This is a genomic window from Cupriavidus sp. HMR-1, assembly GCF_000319775.1.
Lineage (GTDB): Bacteria > Pseudomonadota > Gammaproteobacteria > Burkholderiales > Burkholderiaceae > Cupriavidus > Cupriavidus metallidurans.
Genome location: NZ_ANKP01000252.1, coordinates 1 through 18,147, shown reverse-complemented (window position 1 = coordinate 18,147; position 18,147 = coordinate 1). Strand labels below are relative to the sequence as shown.

Annotated in this window: 16 protein-coding genes; 13 read left to right on the top strand and 3 right to left on the bottom strand. The window is 64.0% G+C overall.

The window, feature by feature from the left end:
- Positions 1-50 precede the first annotated feature (50 nt).
- Positions 51-1,313 (top strand): Zn-dependent hydrolase, encoded by a 1,263-nt coding sequence (locus D769_RS27345; protein ID WP_008651561.1) that lies wholly within the window; start codon positions 51-53, stop codon positions 1,311-1,313.
- A gap of 80 nt (positions 1,314-1,393) precedes the next feature.
- Here D769_RS27345 and D769_RS27340 read toward each other — a convergent pair whose 3' ends face one another.
- Entirely contained in the window at positions 1,394-1,771 is a 378-nt protein-coding gene (locus D769_RS27340; RefSeq protein ID WP_008651560.1) for a hypothetical protein, read from the bottom strand.
- Positions 1,772-2,032: 261 nt separating this feature from the next.
- On the opposite strand from D769_RS27340, the gene ompR reads away from it, so the two are divergent.
- From ompR to D769_RS27310, 6 genes are all read left to right on the top strand, one after another.
- Positions 2,033-2,755, top strand: a complete 723-nt coding sequence (gene ompR, locus D769_RS27335) for a two-component system response regulator OmpR (RefSeq protein WP_006576352.1) — start codon at positions 2,033-2,035, stop codon at positions 2,753-2,755.
- A gap of 26 nt (positions 2,756-2,781) precedes the next feature.
- On the top strand, positions 2,782-4,131 hold the full coding sequence (locus D769_RS27330) for an ATP-binding protein (protein WP_035882586.1): 1,350 nt from the start codon (positions 2,782-2,784) through the stop codon (positions 4,129-4,131).
- Positions 4,132-4,385: 254 nt separating this feature from the next.
- The gene (locus tag D769_RS27325) at positions 4,386-5,675 is read left to right on the top strand and encodes an MFS transporter (protein WP_008651558.1); all 1,290 of its coding nucleotides are present in this window, start codon (positions 4,386-4,388) and stop codon (positions 5,673-5,675) included.
- Between the two features lie 346 nt (positions 5,676-6,021).
- Positions 6,022-6,570 carry a peroxiredoxin gene (locus D769_RS27320; protein WP_008651557.1) on the top strand — a complete coding sequence of 183 codons (549 nt, stop codon included), beginning with the start codon at positions 6,022-6,024 and terminating at the stop codon, positions 6,568-6,570.
- A 121-nt stretch (positions 6,571-6,691) separates the two neighbouring features.
- Positions 6,692-7,213 carry a carboxymuconolactone decarboxylase family protein gene (locus D769_RS27315; protein ID WP_008651556.1) on the top strand — a complete coding sequence of 174 codons (522 nt, stop codon included), beginning with the start codon at positions 6,692-6,694 and terminating at the stop codon, positions 7,211-7,213.
- Between the two features lie 205 nt (positions 7,214-7,418).
- Positions 7,419-7,997: a GNAT family N-acetyltransferase gene (locus D769_RS27310; protein WP_008651555.1), complete on the top strand. Its 579-nt coding sequence runs from the start codon at positions 7,419-7,421 to the stop codon at positions 7,995-7,997.
- Positions 7,998-8,034: 37 nt separating this feature from the next.
- On the opposite strand, the gene ispF is transcribed toward D769_RS27310, so the two are convergent.
- Entirely contained in the window at positions 8,035-8,541 is a 507-nt protein-coding gene (ispF, locus tag D769_RS27305) for a 2-C-methyl-D-erythritol 2,4-cyclodiphosphate synthase (RefSeq protein ID WP_008651554.1), read from the bottom strand.
- A gap of 32 nt (positions 8,542-8,573) precedes the next feature.
- Entirely contained in the window at positions 8,574-9,398 is an 825-nt protein-coding gene (ispD, locus tag D769_RS27300) for a 2-C-methyl-D-erythritol 4-phosphate cytidylyltransferase (RefSeq protein ID WP_008651553.1), read from the bottom strand.
- Between the two features lie 134 nt (positions 9,399-9,532).
- On the opposite strand from ispD, the gene mfd reads away from it, so the two are divergent.
- The 6 genes from mfd to D769_RS27265 all read left to right on the top strand — a co-directional run bounded on the left by mfd (position 9,533) and on the right by D769_RS27265 (position 17,960).
- Positions 9,533-12,985, top strand: coding sequence for a transcription-repair coupling factor (gene mfd, locus D769_RS27295; protein WP_008651552.1), 3,453 nt, complete (start codon positions 9,533-9,535; stop codon positions 12,983-12,985).
- Positions 12,986-13,039: 54 nt separating this feature from the next.
- Positions 13,040-14,251 carry an acetylornithine deacetylase gene (gene argE, locus D769_RS27290; protein ID WP_193750070.1) on the top strand — a complete coding sequence of 404 codons (1,212 nt, stop codon included), beginning with the start codon at positions 13,040-13,042 and terminating at the stop codon, positions 14,249-14,251.
- 747 nt (positions 14,252-14,998) lie between these two features.
- On the top strand, positions 14,999-15,310 hold the full coding sequence (locus D769_RS32045; RefSeq protein WP_008651550.1) for a hypothetical protein: 312 nt from the start codon (positions 14,999-15,001) through the stop codon (positions 15,308-15,310).
- A 111-nt stretch (positions 15,311-15,421) separates the two neighbouring features.
- Entirely contained in the window at positions 15,422-16,861 is a 1,440-nt protein-coding gene (locus D769_RS27275; RefSeq protein ID WP_008651549.1) for an IS481 family transposase, read from the top strand.
- Complete coding sequence (locus tag D769_RS27270) at positions 16,858-17,691, top strand: AAA family ATPase (protein ID WP_008651548.1); 834 nt, start codon at positions 16,858-16,860, stop codon at positions 17,689-17,691. The genes D769_RS27275 and D769_RS27270 overlap by 4 nt, the downstream gene beginning before the upstream one ends.
- Before the next feature lie 53 nt (positions 17,692-17,744).
- Positions 17,745-17,960 carry a hypothetical protein gene (locus tag D769_RS27265; protein ID WP_011229369.1) on the top strand — a complete coding sequence of 72 codons (216 nt, stop codon included), beginning with the start codon at positions 17,745-17,747 and terminating at the stop codon, positions 17,958-17,960.
- Positions 17,961-18,147 lie beyond the last annotated feature (187 nt).

The window sequence follows — 18,147 nt, the reverse complement described above, 5'->3', positions numbered from 1 at the left end:
CGTTCCGCTTTTCTGCTTTTCTGCCTTTCTGCCCTACTGTCGTTGACGCCATGACCACCGCCACACCTTCCCTCGGCCAGTCGATCCTCGAACGCGCTGAAGCCCTTGCCCGCTTCTCGGATATGGAGGATGGCCTGACCTGCGCCTATCTGACGCCCGCCCACCGCCAGGCACAAGCGCAGTTGGCACGGTGGATGGAGGATGCCGGCATGACGGTACGGATCGACGCGATCGGCAACGTGATTGGCCGTTACGCCGCCGATCCGGCCGCGGCCAATCCGAAGGTGCTGATGACGGGCTCGCACTTCGACACGGTGCGCAATGGCGGCCGCTATGACGGCAGGCTCGGCATCCTGCTGCCAATTGCCGTCGTTGGCGCGCTGCGCGATGCCGGCATTCGCCTGCCCTATCACTTCGAAGTGGTTGGATTTGCCGAGGAAGAAGGCCTGCGTTTCAAGACCAGCTTTCTGGCCAGTAGCGTGCTGGCGGGACGCTTCGACCCTGCGCTGCTCGACCGCGCTGACGTGGATGGCGCGACGATGCGCGAGGCCCTGGCCGACTCCGGCCTGCCCGGCGCCGGCGACATCGACGCCTTGCGCGCTGCGGCGGTCGATCCGTCGACACTGGCTGGCTTTGTCGAAGTCCATATCGAACAGGGCCCGGTGCTGCTCAATCGCGGATTGCCGCTCGGCATCGTGACCCAGATTGCCGGAAGCAGCCGCTTCCAGGTACGTGTGGAGGGCCTGGCCAGCCACGCTGGCACCACGCCGATGGATATGCGCCGCGATGCCGCGACGGGTGCCGCAGAGATGATCCTGCTTGTGGAGTCGCGCTGCGCCCAGGTGCCGACGCTGGTGGGCACGGTGGGCCAGCTTCAGGTGCCGAACGGGTCAAGCAACGTGATTCCGGCCGCGTGCGTGTTCTCGATGGACATCCGCGCCGGTGAAGACGGCATTCGCGAGGCCGCCATCGCCGATATCGTCGCCGGGATCGAGCGGATTGCCGCAAAGCGCGGCCTGCAGGCCAGCGTGGAGCGCGTGACGCCGGTCAACAATGCGCCCTGCGCGCGCTGGCTGATGGATCAATTCGGTGCAGTGCTGAAAAAGCGTGGCCATGAAGTGTTCGAACTGCCTTCAGGCGCGGGCCACGATGCGATGATGATGCACCGCATCATCGATGTGGCGATGCTGTTCGTCCGATGTGGCAATGGCGGTATCAGCCACAACCCGCTCGAGACGATCACAGAGGAAGATGCGCAACAGGCTGCTGAAGTCTTCGTGGACTTCCTGCGGCATTTCCGGGTGAAAGACTGAGTGGACTGAGTGGACTGGGCTTCGGGGGCGCGGTACGGCAAGGCCGCGCAACGGCGCCAGGATCGCCCAGAAGCGGTTTCTCAGCCGCCTTGGTACATCTCGCGGCTGAGATCGTAGAGATTCTTGCGTAACGTCTTGCGCTCGTCAGGCGACAGGCGGGGATTGCCACCGCGCTGACCCTGCCGCGTGGCGCGGTCGGCCATATCCCGTTCGGACTCGGCCTTGTCGGGCCGCCGAGCGGACGAGCGACCCCGCTCCGAGGCCTGGCCGTTGCCGACCTGGGCGCTGGATGAGGACTGGCCTTTCGATGTGTGAAGCAGATGTGCCATACCCGCCGACTGGGCCAGCGCCACGTCGGATGCAGCCGTAATCAGCAGGGTCAGGCCAGCCAGACATGCTGCTCGCGCGTACGTCGCGCACCGCAGGGTATGCCCAGGCCGGATTCGCTTCACTTTCATTGGATAATGGCGGTTTCGACGGCACCCCGACTGCCTGCCATCCAGCATCAACTGGGGGGAGGCTGCGTGGCCCCTGCCGTCAGCAAGGGGCGTTGGATGCCCGTGGTGGCCGCTCCTGGAATTGGACCGAAAATCGGCATCAGGAATACGGTTTGCGGAGTGTAAATGCACAAAAGGTGCACGCCGCCATACCACAGGGTAAAGTATGTAACGTTTTGTTAAGCCATTTTGAGCGAAAGCGATAGTCGCTAAGATACCGCCATGGAAAATACCAGCCACAAGATTCTCGTCGTGGACGACGACCCGCGCCTGCGCGATCTTCTACGCCGCTATCTCGGCGAGCAGGGCTTCACGGTCCTCGTGGCGGAAAACGCCACGGCCATGAATAAGCTCTGGCTGCGCGAACGTTTCGACCTGCTGGTGCTGGACCTGATGATGCCGGGCGAGGACGGCCTTTCCATCTGCCGCCGCCTGCGAGGCGCCAACGACCAGACCCCGATCATCATGCTCACCGCCAAGGGCGAGGACGTGGACCGTATCGTCGGCCTGGAAATGGGCGCGGACGACTATCTGCCCAAGCCTTTCAACCCGCGTGAACTGATCGCGCGGATTCACGCGGTGCTGCGCCGCAAGGGTCCGGCCGAAGTGCCTGGCGCCCCGTCGGAAACCCCGGAAACGTTCGCCTTTGGCGATTTCGTGCTCAACCTGGCCACGCGCACGCTGACCAAGAACGACGAGGAAATCACGCTCACCACGGGCGAGTTCTCGGTGCTCAAGGTTTTCGCGCGCCACCCGCGCCAGCCGTTGTCGCGCGAGAAGCTCATGGAAATGGCACGCGGCCGCGAGTACGAAGTCTTCGACCGCAGCCTGGACGTGCAGATCTCTCGCCTGCGCAAGCTGATCGAGCCAGATCCGGGTAACCCGCGCTTCATCCAGACGGTCTGGGGCCTGGGTTATGTCTTTATCCCCGATGGCGTGAAGTAATTCCGGTCGCACCTCACAGCTTCAACGTGGCGACCGCTCTCGGCCGTACCGCAACGCGGTTCTTTGGTTCGCTCTTCTGGCGAACCTTCATGCTGATCGCCCTGTTGCTGGCGATCTCGCTGGGTATCTGGTTCCAGAGCTACCGGCTCTTCGAACGCGCACCGCGTGCCCAGCAGATCGCCATGCAGGTAGTCAGCGTGGTCAAGCTCACCCGCGCGGCCCTGCTCTACTCGGACCCGGCTCGTCGCCGGTTCCTTTTGCTCGACCTCGTCCAGAACGAGGGCATCAAGGTCTATCCGCGCGAGAAGGACGATGACTTCGCGGCGCCCACGGCCAACCCGTTCCTGACGCAGCTCGTCCAACAGGAGATTCGCGGCCGCCTGGGCGAAGACACTGTCATCGCGACCACGGTCAACGACATCCCCGGCGTGTGGGTCAGCTTCGAAATCGAAGGCGACGACTACTGGGTCGCCATCAGCCCCGAACGATTCGAGCGCGTGCCAGGCATCCAGTGGCTCTGGTGGAGTATCGCGGCACTGATGCTGTCGATCATCGGCGCGGCATTCATCACCGCGCGCGTCAACTATCCGCTCAAACGACTGGCCAACGCCGCGCGCCAGATCGGGTCCGGTGGCGATCCACCGCCGCTGCGCGAACAGGGCGCTAGCGAAGTGGCGCAGGCCAACCGCAGCTTCAACCAGATGGTGCACGACCTGCGTCAGCTCGACGACGACCGCGTGGTGATGCTGGCAGGCATCTCGCACGATCTGCGCACGCCGCTCACCCGCCTGCGGCTGGAAACCGAAATGTCCCCCGTGGACAACATCACCCGCGACGCGATGATCGCCGACATCGAACAGATGGACGCGATCATCGGCCAGTTCCTGAACTATGCCCGGCCGGGGCAGGAAGTCGTGGAACCGGTCGATCTATCGACGCTCGTGCAGGAGTCAGTCGGCGTCTATGCCGCACATGACGACGTGCGCATCCACGTGCGATCGAACGGCCCGGTGATGGCCATGGCCAACCGCATGGAGATCCAGCGCATTCTCGACAACCTCGTGGAGAACGCGCGGCGCTACGCCAAGGACGAAGAGACCGGCATGGCCGAAGTGGAGATCTCCACGCGCGTCGAGGACAAGGATGCGGTGCTGGTCGTGGCGGACAACGGCATGGGTGTGCCGGACGAAGAACTGTCGCTGCTGACGCGCCCGTTCTACCGGCTCGACGCCGCCCGCAGCGAGGCCAAGGGGGCCGGCCTGGGCATGTCCATCGTCAACCGCATCCTGCAGCGCAACGGCGGCAGGCTGGTCCTTGCCAACCGTCCGGCGCCCAAGTCCGGGCTGGTGGTCAGCGCAATCTTCCGGCGCGCCTGAGCGCCATCTCGCGAAAATCGCCGCGAATGTATTCGATGCGGCGCATTGACAGGTTTTCGACAGCAAACGATAGGGTTTTGTAAGCTTGTTGACAGGCGATTGACAGCGATTCGGCGCAAACTTCCGCCCATCGACAGGTCCGATGCATACCGTTGCATCCCTAGCCATGGCACCGCCTGCCGCAACCCCAAACGCCCTGGCTGCCCACACCGAAAACATACCGCCGGCCAACCGGCGGTGATCGAGAGACAGCCATGTCCAGCACCACCCAGTCACAACACGGATTCCGCACCGTGTTCCGCGTTGTCAGCGGCAACTTCCTGGAAATGTACGACTTCATGGTCTATGGCTTTTACGCCGCAGCCATCGCCCGTACGTTCTTTCCTTCCGATAATGAATTCGCATCGCTGATGCTCTCGCTGGCCACGTTCGGCGCGGGCTTCCTGATGCGACCATTGGGCGCCATCATCCTGGGCGCCTATATCGATCACCACGGCCGTCGCAAGGGCCTGATCCTCACACTGATCCTGATGGCGGCCGGCACGCTGCTCATTGCCGTTGTGCCAGGGTACGCGACGATCGGCGTGGCCGCACCGCTGCTGGTCCTGTTCGGACGACTGCTGCAGGGTTTCTCCGCAGGCGTGGAACTGGGCGGAGTTTCGGTGTATCTGTCCGAGATCGCCAAGCCCGGCAAGAAAGGCTTTTACGTGGCATGGCAATCGGCCAGCCAGCAGGTAGCCGTGATCTTCGCGGGCCTGCTCGGCGTGATCCTGCACGCCACGCTGGCGCCGGCGCAGATGGATAGCTGGGGCTGGCGCGTGCCGTTCCTGATCGGCTGCCTGATCGTGCCGTTCCTGTTCATCATCCGCCGCTCGCTCGAGGAAACCGAGGAGTTCCGCACGCGCAAGCATCGCCCGAGCGTGAACGAGATCTATCGTTCGATGCTCGACAACTGGGGCATCATCATCGCCGGCTGCATGATGGTGGTGATGACCACGGTGTCGTTCTACATGATCACCGCCTACACGCCGACCTTCGGCAAGACCGTGCTCAAGCTCGACGACGTGGACAACCTGATCGTCACGATGTGCGTCGGCCTGTCGAACTTCATCTGGCTGCCGCTGATGGGCGCAGTGTCCGACCGCATTGGCCGCAAGCCGCTGCTGGTGTTCTTCACGATCGCCACGCTGGTGACCGCCTACCCCGCCGTATCGTGGCTGGTGGCTGCCCCGTCGTTCGAACGCCTGCTGATGGTGGAACTGTGGCTCTCATTCCTGTACGGCAGCTATAACGGCGCAATGGTCGTCACGCTGACCGAAGTCATGCCGCCCGCCGTGCGCACCGCCGGCTTCTCGCTGGCATACAGCCTGGCCACGGCACTGTTCGGTGGTTTCACGCCGGCGATCTCGACCTACCTGATCCACGCCACGGGCAACAAGGCCGCGCCGGGCCTGTGGCTGATGTTCGCCGCTGCATGCGGTCTGGTCGCCACGATCATCATCTTCCGCACACGTCGCGAGCAGTCCGCGCTGAGCGCCGCATAACATCACACGGCACGCATCGCGCGTCACCTGACGCCACACGCCGCCTTCACATTCCTGCCGTATCGCATAGCAGGCAAGCGTGAAGGCGGCGTGACCCGTTTTAGATCCCCCTGAATTTCTACGGTGTCCCCGCCTTGCGCGTCCGTGCATGGCATACTCCCCCGTGCTTCGTCTCTCCCCCTAGGCGCTGCCTATCGGGCTGTTTGAGAATATCAATTGGCCGCAGCGCCTCCGACGACGCATAATCCCCTTTTGTTGCACTCGCACAAGTGACATTTCCATTGCATCAGGGAACTCGCCATGCGAATGCGCGCCTCATTCTGTTCAACCGTATCAGGAGAAGTGTATGAAGACCGTTGGTGACAAGCTCGAAGCCTTCCACGTCGTTGGCGTCAAGCCCGGTTTCAACAACCACGAAGAGAACGGCCAGTCGGCGTTTGAAGACATCACCGAAAAGTCGTTCGAAGGCAAGTGGAAGGTCATCTACTTCTACCCGAAGGACTTTACGTTCGTGTGCCCGACCGAAATCGTGGCCTTCGCCAAGCTGAACGGCGACTTCGCCGATCGTGACGCGATCGTGCTGGGTGGCTCGACCGACAACGAGTTCGTGAAGCTGGCATGGCGTCGCGAACACAAGGACCTGAACAAGCTGAACCAGTGGCAATTCGCCGACGTGACCGGTTCGCTGGTGGATCAACTGGGCGTGCGCGACCAGGCCGCCGGTGTTGCACTGCGCGCCACGTTCATCGTCGACCCGGACAACACGATCCAGCACGTTTCGGTGAACAACCTGAACGTCGGCCGTAACCCGGAAGAAGTCCTGCGTATCCTGGACGGCCTGCAAACGGACGAACTCTGCCCGTGCAACCGTGCAGTTGGCGGCGCCACGCTGTAATCGGCCTGCCTGCCAGTCGCCTCGAGCAAACTGGCGCATCAAGCGTGGAAGGGCCAGCGCCCTTTCACGTCGAAACCCGCCCCGCGCGGGTTTTTTGAGCCCTCGACGATAGGAGAAATAAATGGAATTCCTCAGCACGATCAAGAATTTGATCCCTGACTATGCAAAGGACATCCGTCTGAACGTGGACGGCACGATTGCACGCTCGTCGCTGGAAGGCAACGACGCGGTTGGCGTGGCGCTTGCGGCCGCTTTTGCCGCCAAGAGCAAGGTCCTGGTCGATGCCATCCGCAATGCGCACGTGCTGTCGCCGGAAGAAGTCAACGGCGCGCTGACGGCCGCCGCGCTGATGGGGATGAACAACCTCTGGTATCCCTACGTCGAGATGGCCGAGGACCCCGATCTGGCCAGCCAGCCTGCCGGCCTGCGCATGAACGCCTACGCCACCCATGGTGGCGTGGACAAGCGGCGCTTCGAGATGTACGCGCTGGCCGCATCGGTCATCGGCAAGTGCCATTTCTGCATCAAATCGCACTACCAGCTGCTGAAGACCGAGCAAGGCATGACTGCTCAGCAACTGCGCGATGTGGGCCGCATCGCTGCGGTGATCGGCGCTGCCGCGAATGTGATCGCTGCCGAGTAATCCGAAAGGTACGCGGGTGAATTACCTGCGTGACGGATACAAGCCGGCGCGCACCCTCACGGGTGCCGCCGGCTTTTCCTTTGCTGCGCGGCGAACGTGAATACGCACGCATCGTGGAAATGTCACACATCAGACATCGTTGTACCGATGCATTTGTGCACCGGACGGCCTACAATCCACCCAAGGCCACGTCATCGTTACCGCCATGAGCACCCTGCCTTCGCAAAATTCGCCTCGCTTCCGGTTTCGCCTGGCCGCGACCTACGACTGGGGCGACATCGCCGCCGTCACGCAACATGCCTACGGGCAATATGAGCTCGAAATCATGGAGGACTGTCGCGCGTCGTTCCAGCGCGGCATGCAGTCCGTGCTGGCCGCCAAGGACAACCCGGACATGGAGTGGTGGGTCGCGGAGACCGACCACGGCATCAGCGGCGCGGTGCTGTTCTGCCACCCCGACGCAACCGTGCCGGCCCTCGACGGCAGCATGGTCACGCTCACGCAGCCCGAGGCGCGGCTGCTATCGGTCAGCCCGCAGGCACGGGGACTTGGACTGGGGCACCGACTGATGCAGATCTGCATCCAGCGTGCGCGCGACATCGGGTCGAAGACGCTGGTCTGCCGCACCATGCCGGAAATGGCTTCCGCCAACCGCCTGTGCCAGCAGATGGGATTCGAGAAACGCACGGAAGCCGGCGCGCGTCACGGTGCCATGGCGCGGCTGATCGACTACGTCTATCCGATCACCGCAGAAGCGGCGGCAACTACAGCGCCGAAGGCCTGACGGCCAACAGCGCGTTTCAGACTTCAGGCGACAAAGCTCAGTCCTGGGCGTCGCCGTTGCGGCGGTAGATCAGTACCGCCGCCTGCGCCACAATCCCCTCCTCCTTTCCTTCGAAGCCCAGTTTTTCGTTGGTCTTCGCCTTCACGTTGCAGCGCGTGACGGGCAGGCCAAGATCTTCCGCGAGATTGGCCACCATGCCGCCGATATGCGGTGCCAGCTTGGGCTTCTGCGCGATGACCGTGGCGTCGACATTGCCGATCTCGTAACCCGCTTCGCGCACGCGGCGGGCCGCCTCACGCAGTAGTACCCGGCTGTCGGCGCCAGCGAAGTTCGGATCGGTATCGGGAAAGTGGCGACCAATATCGCCCAGTGCCGCGGCACCGAACAACGCATCTGTCACGGCGTGCAGCAGCGCGTCGGCATCGGAATGACCAAGCAGTCCGCGGTCGTGCGGAATGTCCACGCCACCGAGGATCAGCTTGCGGCCCGGCACCAGGGCGTGCACGTCATAGCCTTGGCCAATGCGGATATCGAACGGGTTCAATGCGGCTCCTTTGTCTGGATGGATCACGTTTGTCACGTGTTGGAAGTCGGTGTGCCAGTGCGCAACAGTACGTCCGCCAGCGCGAAATCCTCGGGGTACGTCACCTTGAAGTTGCGCAGCGAACCATTGACCAGGCGCGGATGCAGTCCAAGCCGCTCGATCGCGCTCGCCTCGTCGGTCACCACCGCGCCCGCGGCCAGCGCATCCTCCAGCGCATGGCGCAGCACGCCGATTCGGAACATCTGCGGTGTCTGGGCTTGCCACAGCCCTTCGCGCGGCACGGTAGCGCCGATGCGGGCAGCGGCGTCGGCACGCTTGAGCGTGTCCGGCACCGGCACGGCAAGAATGCCGCCGATCGGCTCGCTGGCAGCATCGTCGGACTCGACCGCGCGCACAAGTGTGTCGATCATCGCGGGCGTCAGGCCGGGCCGGGCCGCATCATGCACGAGCACCCAGTCGGTATCCACTGCGCCCATGGTCCCAAGATGATGGAGACCGGCGAGTACCGAGGCATGGCGGGAATCGCCGCCCACGAACGCCGTATCGAAGCGGAGCCCGGCAAAGGCGGCGGCGCCGAAACGGGACTCGAGCGGCATGTCGTCGGGGGCCAGCACCAGGGCAGTGGCGCTGATGGCATCGCAAGCGGAAAAGGCGGCCAGTGCATACCAAAGCATCGGCCGTCCGGCCACGGTCTGGTACTGCTTCTGGATGGGGCCTCCGGCACGACTGCCGGTACCGGCACAGGGAATCAGGGCAAAGCGGCGATCTGACACGGATTTGCGGGAAATGGAATATCGGAAACCGGCCGGCAAACCGGCCGGGGTGCATTCTATAATACGGCCCTCGCCCGCCGCCATCTGGCGCTGCCGATGCAGTGGGCATGAACCATGATCCTCGCCCGTGAACAGCCCGGGCCCCGCCCGTCACAGGGCAACAAGGGGCCCTCGCAAACGCCGGCGGGGTGTTGTCGTTTCAAGCGCCTCTGCTGCCAATGCCTGACAACCACGCCGCTTTTCCGTTCGCCAGCTTCCCCTTGATCAAACCGGGTCTGCGTCATGCCGTCAACGGCCTGACCGGTTCCGCCGACGCGCTCGCGGTTGCCGCCTATGCGCGGCAGCATCGCCGCAGCGCGCCGATGGTGGCCGTCGTCTGCGCCCATGCCGTCGATGCGCAGCGTCTGGCCGAAGAGATCCCCTGGTTCGCCCCGGAACTGCGCGTGCGTCTGCTGCCCGACTGGGAAACCCTGCCGTACGACAGCTTCTCGCCGCACCAGGACCTGGTCTCCGAGCGCCTGGCGACCCTGCACGACATCCAGGGTGGTCAGTGCGACGTGATGCTCGTGCCGGCGTCGACCGCCCTCTATCGGCTGGCGCCACCCGCGTTCCTGGCGGCCTACACGTTCTTCTTCAAGCAGGGGGCCAAGCTCGACGAAGCGGCCTTGAAGGCGCAATTCACGCTGGCCGGCTATGAGCACGTGAGCGCCGTGATGCGCCCCGGCGAATACAGCGTGCGCGGCGGCCTGATTGACCTGTATCCGATGGGGTCGGCCCTGCCGTACCGGATCGACCTGTTCGGCGACGAGATCGAGACCATCCGGGCATTCGATCCCGACTCGCAACGCAGCCTGTATCCGGTCAAGGAAGTCCGCCTGCTGCCCGGCCGCGAGTTCCCGCTCGATGAAACCGCGCGCACCGCCTTCCGGGGCCGCTGGCGCGAACTATTCGAGGGCGACCCGACCAAATCACCGATTTACAAGGACATCGGCAATGGCGTGCCGTCGGCCGGTATCGAGTACTACCTGCCGTTGTTCTTCGAGCAAAGCGCGACGCTGTTCGACTATCTGCCCGAGGGCACCCAGCTTGCCTTCTCGGGCAATGTGGACGAGGCCATTCGCCGCTTCTGGGCCGACACTACCCAGCGCTACAACTTCATGCGTCATGACCGCGAGCGGCCGCTGCTGCCGCCAGCGGACCTGTTCCTGTCGGAAGAACAGTTCTTCGTCGGCGCAAAGCCGCTGGCGCGACTGGTACTGCAGCGCGACGCCGCGCCTGCCGACGCGCCCGCCTTCGCCGGACACCTGCCCGATGTATCGGTCAATCGCCGCGCTGAAGATCCGCTGGTCAACCTGGAATCGCTGCTGCTCAACAAGGCCACGCGTGTGCTGATGTGCGCCGACTCCGCCGGCCGACGCGAGACGCTGTTGCAGTTGTTCGCGGAAAGCGGCTTGCGCCCGATGATCGTTGACGACTTCGCCGCCTTCCTGGCGGGGGATTCGCATTTCTCGATCGCGGTGGCACCGCTGCAGACCGGCTTCGCGCTGCCGTCGGCCCAGATGGCATTCGTAACCGAGGCCGAACTCTACGCCGGCACGGCACGCCGCTCGGGCCGGCGCAAGCAGGAACAGGCGAGTACCGTCGATGCGATGGTGCGCGATCTGGCCGAACTCAAGATCGGCGACCCCGTCGTGCATAGCGAGCATGGCATTGGCCGCTACCAGGGTCTGGTCACGCTGGACATGGGTCAGGGCGACGAGGAATTCCTGCACCTGGACTACGACAAAGGCAGCAAGCTTTATGTGCCCGTGCATCAGTTGCACGTGATTTCGCGCTATTCGGGCGCCGATCCGGAGACGGCCCCGCTGCATTCGCTGGGCACGGGCCAGTGGGACAAGGCCAAACGCCGCGCCGCGCAGCAGATCCGCGATACGGCCGCCGAACTGCTGAACCTGTACGCGCGCCGCGCCCTGCGCGAGGGCTTTGCCTTCCCGTTGCAGCCCAAGGACTACGAGGCGTTTGCCGAGAGCTTCGGCTTCGAGGAAACGCCTGACCAGGCCGCGGCCATCGCCGCCGTGATCGCCGACATGACGTCGGGCAAGCCGATGGACCGGCTGGTCTGCGGCGACGTCGGCTTCGGCAAGACCGAGGTCGCGCTGCGCGCGGCGTTCGTGGCGGTGCTGGGCGGCAAGCAGGTCGCCATGCTCGCGCCAACCACGCTGCTGGCCGAGCAGCATTTCCAGACGCTTTCCGACCGCTTTGCCGAATGGCCGGTGCGTATCGTCGAGTTGTCGCGTTTCAAGACGAAAAAGGAAATCGACGCTGCGATCAAGCAGATCAACGAAGGAACCGTCGATATCGTCATTGGCACGCACAAGCTGCTGTCCGACGAAGTGAAGTTCCAGCGCCTGGGGCTCGTGATCATCGACGAGGAACACCGCTTTGGCGTGCGCCAGAAGGAAGCGCTGAAGACACTGCGCGCCGAAGTCGACGTGCTGACGCTGACCGCCACGCCGATCCCGCGCACGCTGGGCATGGCTCTGGAAGGCCTGCGCGATTTTTCCGTGATCGCCACGGCGCCGCAGAAGCGACTGGCCATCAAGACCTTCGTCCGACGCGAAGAAGACGGCGTGATCCGCGAAGCCATCCTGCGCGAGTTGAAGCGCGGTGGTCAGGTCTACTTCCTGCACAACGAAGTGGAAACGATCGAGAACAAGCGCGCCAAGCTGGCCGAACTGGTGCCGGAAGCCCGTATCGCCGTGGCCCATGGCCAGATGCACGAGCGCGAACTCGAACGCGTGATGCGGGACTTCGTCTCGCGCCGCGACAACATCCTGCTCTGCACGACGATTATCGAAACCGGCATCGACGTGCCGACAGCCAACACCATCCTGATTCATCGCGCCGACAAGTTCGGTCTGGCCCAGCTTCATCAGTTGCGCGGCCGCGTGGGTCGTTCGCACCACCAGGCCTATGCATATCTGCTCGTGCATGATGTCGAGGGGCTGACGCGCCAGGCGCAACGCCGGCTCGAAGCCATCCAGCAGATGGAGGAACTGGGTTCCGGCTTCTATCTGGCCATGCACGATCTGGAAATCCGTGGCGCCGGCGAAGTGCTGGGCGACAAGCAGTCAGGCGAAATCCACGAAATCGGATTCCAGCTTTACACGGACATGCTCAATGCCGCCGTGAAATCGCTGAAGGCCGGCAAGGAGCCGGACCTGATGGCACCGCTGGCCGCCACGACAGAGATCAACCTCGGCACGCCTGCCCTGCTGCCGAATGATTACTGCGCGGATGTCCACGAACGCCTGTCGATCTACAAGCGCCTGGCCAACTGCGAGGCCGGCGAGCGCGTCGACGACATCCAGGAGGAGCTGATTGACCGCTTCGGCCGGCTGCCCTCGCAGGCGCAGGCACTGATCGAGACGCACCGGCTGCGTATCGCCGCGGCGCCGCTGGGCGTGCGCAAGATCGACGCAGGCGAAGCCACGGTCAGCATGCAGTTCGTGCCGAATCCACCGATCGACGCCATCCGCATCATCGACCTCGTACAAAAGAATCGGCATATCAAGCTGGCCGGCCAGGACAAGCTGCGCATCGAGGCAAAGATGCCCGACGTAGCTACCCGCGCGCAAACCATCAAGCACACGCTGCGCCAGTTGGCCTGATGCCGGGCCAGGTGTACGATCAAACCCCCAATGAATCAGACGTTCCAACGCCCCATGCCAGCCCAACCCGACAACCGATCCGCCGCCACCAATGCCCCCGCGCGTGGCAGCGCGCTCGAATGGACCGAGCGCCTGGTATCGATGGATACCACTTCCCGCCATTCGAATCTGGGCCTGATCGAATCCGTGCGCGACCACTTCCTGGCCAAGGGCCTGCGCCCGCATCTGAGCTACAACCCGCAGGGCGACAAGGCCAACCTGTTCGTGACGATTCCCGCAGCCGATGGCGCCACCAATGGCGGCATCGTGCTGTCCGGGCACACGGACGTGGTGCCCGTCGACGGGCAGAACTGGAGCACCGACCCGTTCAAGCCGGTGGTACGCGACGGCAAGCTCTACGGTCGCGGCACCTGTGACATGAAGGGGTTCATCGGCACGAGCCTGGCGCTGCTGCCGACCATCCTTGATGCCAGGCTGCGCGAGCCGGTCCACTACGCGCTGTCGTTCGACGAAGAGATCGGCTGCATGGGCGCCCCGTACCTGCTGGCCGAGCTGCGTGACCGTGGCGTGCGCCCTTCGGGCTGCATCGTCGGCGAGCCGACCAGCATGCGCGTGATCGTGGCGCACAAGGGCATCAATGCCTACCGGTGCTGCGTTAAGGGCCAGGCAGCGCACTCGTCGCTGACCCCGAAGGGCGTCAATGCGATCGAGTACGCCGCGCGCCTGATCTGTTTCATTCGCGATATCGCCGACGAGTTCAAGGCCAATGGCCCTTACGATCAGGCCTTCGATGTGCCGTTTACGACCGCTTCGACCGGCACGATCCAGGGCGGCATCGCGCTGAACACCATTCCCGCCGAGTGCGAATTCGTCTTCGAATTTCGGAATCTTCCTGGCGTGGATCCGGAAGCGATCCTGGCGCGCATCCAGGCCCACGCGAACGATGTGTTGTTGCCGAAGATGCGCAACGAGCATCCGGATGCTGGCATGGCTATCAGCAAGATCGCCGCCGCGCCTTCGCTCGATGCCGCCGAGACCGATGCCATCACCCAGCTCGTGCGCGCGCTGACCGCCGACCGCGATACCAACAAGGTGGCCTACGGCACCGAGGCTGGCCTGTTCCAGCGCGCGGGCATTCCGGCCGTGGTGTGCGGCCCCGGCGATATCCAGCAGGCGCACAAGCCCGACGAGTTCGTCTCGCTGGATCAGCTCACCGCGTGCGAGAGCTTTCTGCACAAGGTGGTGGATAGCCTGCGCGTCGCCTGATTCAGCCCCGGGAAAGCGGGGTCAAGAATAGGGTCACAAGCGTCGGCCCGCAAAAAGAAAAACCCGCGGCACCGGGAGGTGCAGCGGGTTAAGTTTCCATTCCGGAAACGGGTAGACAAGTCATGAAGAGCGCCCCCGCATCTCCATGACGGTTTGAATAGTAGCCACCGAATCGCCCCCTCGGCTTGACGCAAGTCAAGCGCCAGACAATGGCGAAGCTGGTGTCACAGATTCGTACAATCCTCCTCCTACCTGCCCGCTTCAGGGCCTGACGGTGTCGCCCAGCACCACACCCTCGCGCCGTGGATCGGTACCGCCTTCCAGCCGGTCGACATCCCCCGTCCGGGTACGCAGTATCGTGTTCACGCCACTTGGCTGGTGTGCATAAGCAGCTTTCGTGATGCCGAAAGCGTGGGGATTTGAGCAAGAACGGTGATGGACGCTGGAGGGGTTCCCTCAGGGAGCGTGCATGCACGCGCCTGAGGGAAGATGTCGCCTTTATTGTGTCGAGCAATGAAGGAGACCTCAGCAGTGTGCCATGCCTTGCTACAAACGCCAGCGTTTTTTGCCCTGTTGCGCCGGATCGACGAAGACTTGATGAAGGTGGCGCGAGACAGGGGCTGCTGCCATTGCGGCTCTGTGCTGCACAGTGCCAACTATCCGCGTAAGCCGCGCGGATGCCCACCGGCAGCACACCCGGACTGCAATACGCGCCTGAGCCTGTGCTGTGCCGGATGCCGCAAACGCATGACGCCCGATTCGGTGCGCTTTCTCGGCCGGCGTGTCTGGCTGGCCATTGTCCTGGTACTGCGATCGAGCCGTGCCACTGGCGCCTGCCTGGACGGCCTGCCGGCGATCAGTTGGGCCACGCTCAAGCGCTGGCGTCAGTGGTGGACCGAGACCTTCCCCAAGACCCCCGTCGGTCGGTGGCTGCGTGGCCTCATCCCGCCAACGCCCGAGCCGTTCATCTATCCCGACTGCCTGCTGCAATCGGTCGAGCACGACAGCGAAGACGAGCGTCTGGCCGCGGTGTTGCTTCTGCTGCTGGGCCCGGCCTGACCACGCTGGCTGAGGGATGCGCCAGATAGGGGAATCTCCCGCAGAACATGTCGATGGCGGGTCACCCGCACTGCCCGTAGCCTGCTCCCGTTATCCCCCCAACGGAGAGTCATGTCACTATCGATTGATCATCGCAACCGATGGGCGCGCTTGCGCTTCTCGGTCATTGGCCCTTTGCTGGCTTCGCCGCCTGCCAAAGGAGAATTGCAGCAAGCGTTCCAGGCACTGGCCGCCAAGGTCTGGCGGCACCCCATCACCGGCGCCGACGTTCAGTTCGGCGCGTCTTCCATCGAACGCTGGTATTACCGGGCCCGTCACGTCCAGGATCCGGTCGATCAACTCAAGAACCGACTGCGCGACGATTGCGGCCACTTCGTCAGTCTGAGCCCAGCCATCATCGAAGCGCTGGTCGAGCAGTACCGTCAGCACCCCGGCTGGACCATGCAGTTGCATTACGACAACCTGCGCGTCGCGACCAAGGATGGCCCGGACACGCTGCCGTCCTACACCACGGTGTGCCGGTATCTGAAGGCGCAGGGTCTGGTGCGCAAGCCAACCCCGCGCTCGAGCACGGATGGGGCCATCGCTGCTGCGGCTCGCCGCGAGGCACGCGAGGTGCGTAGCTACGAGGTCGACCACGTGGCCGCGCTCTGGCACCTGGACTTCCACCATGGTTCGCGCAAGGTGCTCACCCCCGATGGGCAGTGGCACAAGCCGCTGCTGCTCTGCATTATGGACGACCATTCGCGGCTGGTCTGCCACCTGCAGTGGTTCCTCGACGAGACCACTGCCTCGCTGGTGCACGGCGTCTCGCAGGCGATCATGAAGCGAGGGCTGCCGCGGGCCATCATGACCGATAACGGCGCAGCCATGATGGCCGACGAGTTCGTCGAGGGGCTGGCCAGTCTGGGCATCCTGCACCAGACTACCTTGCCCTACAGCCCATACCAGAATGCCAAGCAGGAACGCTTCTGGGGACAGCTCGAGTCCCGGCTGATGGCCATGCTCGAAGGTGAGTCGCACCTCACCCTGGAGCAATTGAACCTCGCCACGCAGGCCTGGGTCGAGCAGGAATACCACCACAAGGAACACGCCGAACTCGAGGCGACGCCTCTGCAGCGCTACCTGTCCTGTGCCGACGTCTCGCGCCCCAGTCCCGAGGCGCTGGCCTTGCGCCGGGCCTTCCGTATCCGCCAGCATCGCCGCCAGCGCAGAACCGACGGCACCTTCACGTTGGACGGCGTGCGCTTCGAGATCCCCGGCGCTTACCGCCACCTCGAGCAAGTCTGCCTGAGCTACGCGCGCTGGGATCTCTCCCAAGTCGACCTGATCGATGCGCGCATCGGCGCGATCCTGGCCGCCGTGTTCCCGCTGGACAAGTCTGCCAATGCCGACGCACGGCGCGCGCATCTCACGGCCAAGGGTGCCTCGCCTGCTAACGAGGAACCCGCGCAGGCTGGCACTGCGCCGCTGCTGCGTCAGTTGCTCGCCGAACACGCCGCCACCGGCCTGCCGCCGGCCTATCTCCCACCCGCACCCACCAAGCTATGAATCAACCCAACCTGCTGGCCTTGTACGGTCTGAAGTTCAACCCCTTCGCCCAGGACATCCCCGTCGAGGCCGTGTTCGTGCCACCCAAGCTCGATCACTTCTGCTGGCGCATTGAGAACGGTATGGCCCGCGAAGGCGGCTTCGCCATGGTGCATGGCGACCCCGGTTGCGGCAAGAGCGTCACGCTGCGCCTGCTCCATCAGCGCCTCATGCGCGTCCCCGATCTGATGGTCGGCTCGATCGCTCACCCACAGAGCAATCTGGCGGACTTCTATCGCGAGCTCAGCGACATCTTTACCGTACCGCTCAAGCCCCACAATCGCTGGGGCGGCTTCAAGGCGCTGCGCGAGCGCTGGCTCACCCACATGGAGGCCAGCCGCCGCCGCTGCGTGCTGCTCATCGATGAAGCCCAGGAGATGGCGGTGCCAGCCCTCTCGGAACTGCGCCTGCTCGCACAGGCACGCTTCGACTCGCAATTGCTGCTGTGCGTGGTGCTTGCCGGCGACGCTCGCCTGCCGGAGAAGTTCAGCCGCGAGGACCTGATCCCGCTGGGCAGCCGCATCCGCTGCCGTCTGGCGCTGGAGAGTGCGAGCATCGACGAGCTGCAGGCCTGCCTGGACCACTTGCTGGCCGCCGCCGGCAACGCCACCCTGATGACCATGCCATTGCGCCAGACCCTGTGTGAGCACGCCGCCGGCAATTACCGCATCCTGATGAACCTGGCGGGCGAGCTTCTGGCCCAGGCCGCGCAGCGGGAGCTACCGCAGATCGACGAGAAGCTCTATCTGGAAACCTACAGCGCAACCCTGAACCGCCGCGCCAGGCGGTGAGTGGCGCCGTTGGCCATCGCCGCCACGTCCATCAACACAACGACGACATCACCATGACCTTCCACCAGCCATCCGGCATCGCCCAGGGGCTGCCCCTGCTCATTGATGCCAACTGGACGCCCGCGCAGGCCTGGGCTGTGATCGAATTGCTCGACGATCTGCGCGACCGTCTGCATGCTCACTATCAATTGGCCTTGGCCCAGTGGCTGGCCGAAGATCGGCAGGAGCATCCTGATGGCCTTGGCGATCTCGCAGATAACGACTTCTGATCCAGTAACAAGGGGCCCGCCGGGCCCCTTGTTACATCAGTGCCGCTGCTCCGCATCCGGTCCACCGCGATAGATCGCCACGTCCATCAGCGTTGCCCGACGGCACGCAACATTGGTGATGGACGGTGCCGCAGCCGACCATCAATTACCGTGCTCGCGCATCCATCGAATCTCGTGCTCACGCACA

Excerpts from the sequence above, each read along its gene's own strand:
- D769_RS27345 (WP_008651561.1), top strand. The coding sequence starts at position 51 with ATGACCACCGCCACACCTTCCCTCGGCCAGTCGATCCTCGAACGCGCT.
- D769_RS27340 (WP_008651560.1), bottom strand. The coding sequence starts at position 1,771 with ATGAAAGTGAAGCGAATCCGGCCTGGGCATACCCTGCGGTGCGCGACG.
- ompR (WP_006576352.1), top strand. The coding sequence starts at position 2,033 with ATGGAAAATACCAGCCACAAGATTCTCGTCGTGGACGACGACCCGCGC.
- D769_RS27325 (WP_008651558.1), top strand. The coding sequence starts at position 4,386 with ATGTCCAGCACCACCCAGTCACAACACGGATTCCGCACCGTGTTCCGC.
- D769_RS27320 (WP_008651557.1), top strand. The coding sequence starts at position 6,022 with ATGAAGACCGTTGGTGACAAGCTCGAAGCCTTCCACGTCGTTGGCGTC.
- D769_RS27315 (WP_008651556.1), top strand. The coding sequence starts at position 6,692 with ATGGAATTCCTCAGCACGATCAAGAATTTGATCCCTGACTATGCAAAG.
- D769_RS27310 (WP_008651555.1), top strand. The coding sequence starts at position 7,419 with ATGAGCACCCTGCCTTCGCAAAATTCGCCTCGCTTCCGGTTTCGCCTG.
- ispD (WP_008651553.1), bottom strand. The coding sequence starts at position 9,398 with ATGGCGGCGGGCGAGGGCCGTATTATAGAATGCACCCCGGCCGGTTTG.
- mfd (WP_008651552.1), top strand. The coding sequence starts at position 9,533 with ATGCCTGACAACCACGCCGCTTTTCCGTTCGCCAGCTTCCCCTTGATC.
- argE (WP_193750070.1), top strand. The coding sequence starts at position 13,040 with ATGCCAGCCCAACCCGACAACCGATCCGCCGCCACCAATGCCCCCGCG.
- D769_RS32045 (WP_008651550.1), top strand. The coding sequence starts at position 14,999 with ATGACGCCCGATTCGGTGCGCTTTCTCGGCCGGCGTGTCTGGCTGGCC.
- D769_RS27275 (WP_008651549.1), top strand. The coding sequence starts at position 15,422 with ATGTCACTATCGATTGATCATCGCAACCGATGGGCGCGCTTGCGCTTC.
- D769_RS27270 (WP_008651548.1), top strand. The coding sequence starts at position 16,858 with ATGAATCAACCCAACCTGCTGGCCTTGTACGGTCTGAAGTTCAACCCC.
- D769_RS27265 (WP_011229369.1), top strand. The coding sequence starts at position 17,745 with ATGACCTTCCACCAGCCATCCGGCATCGCCCAGGGGCTGCCCCTGCTC.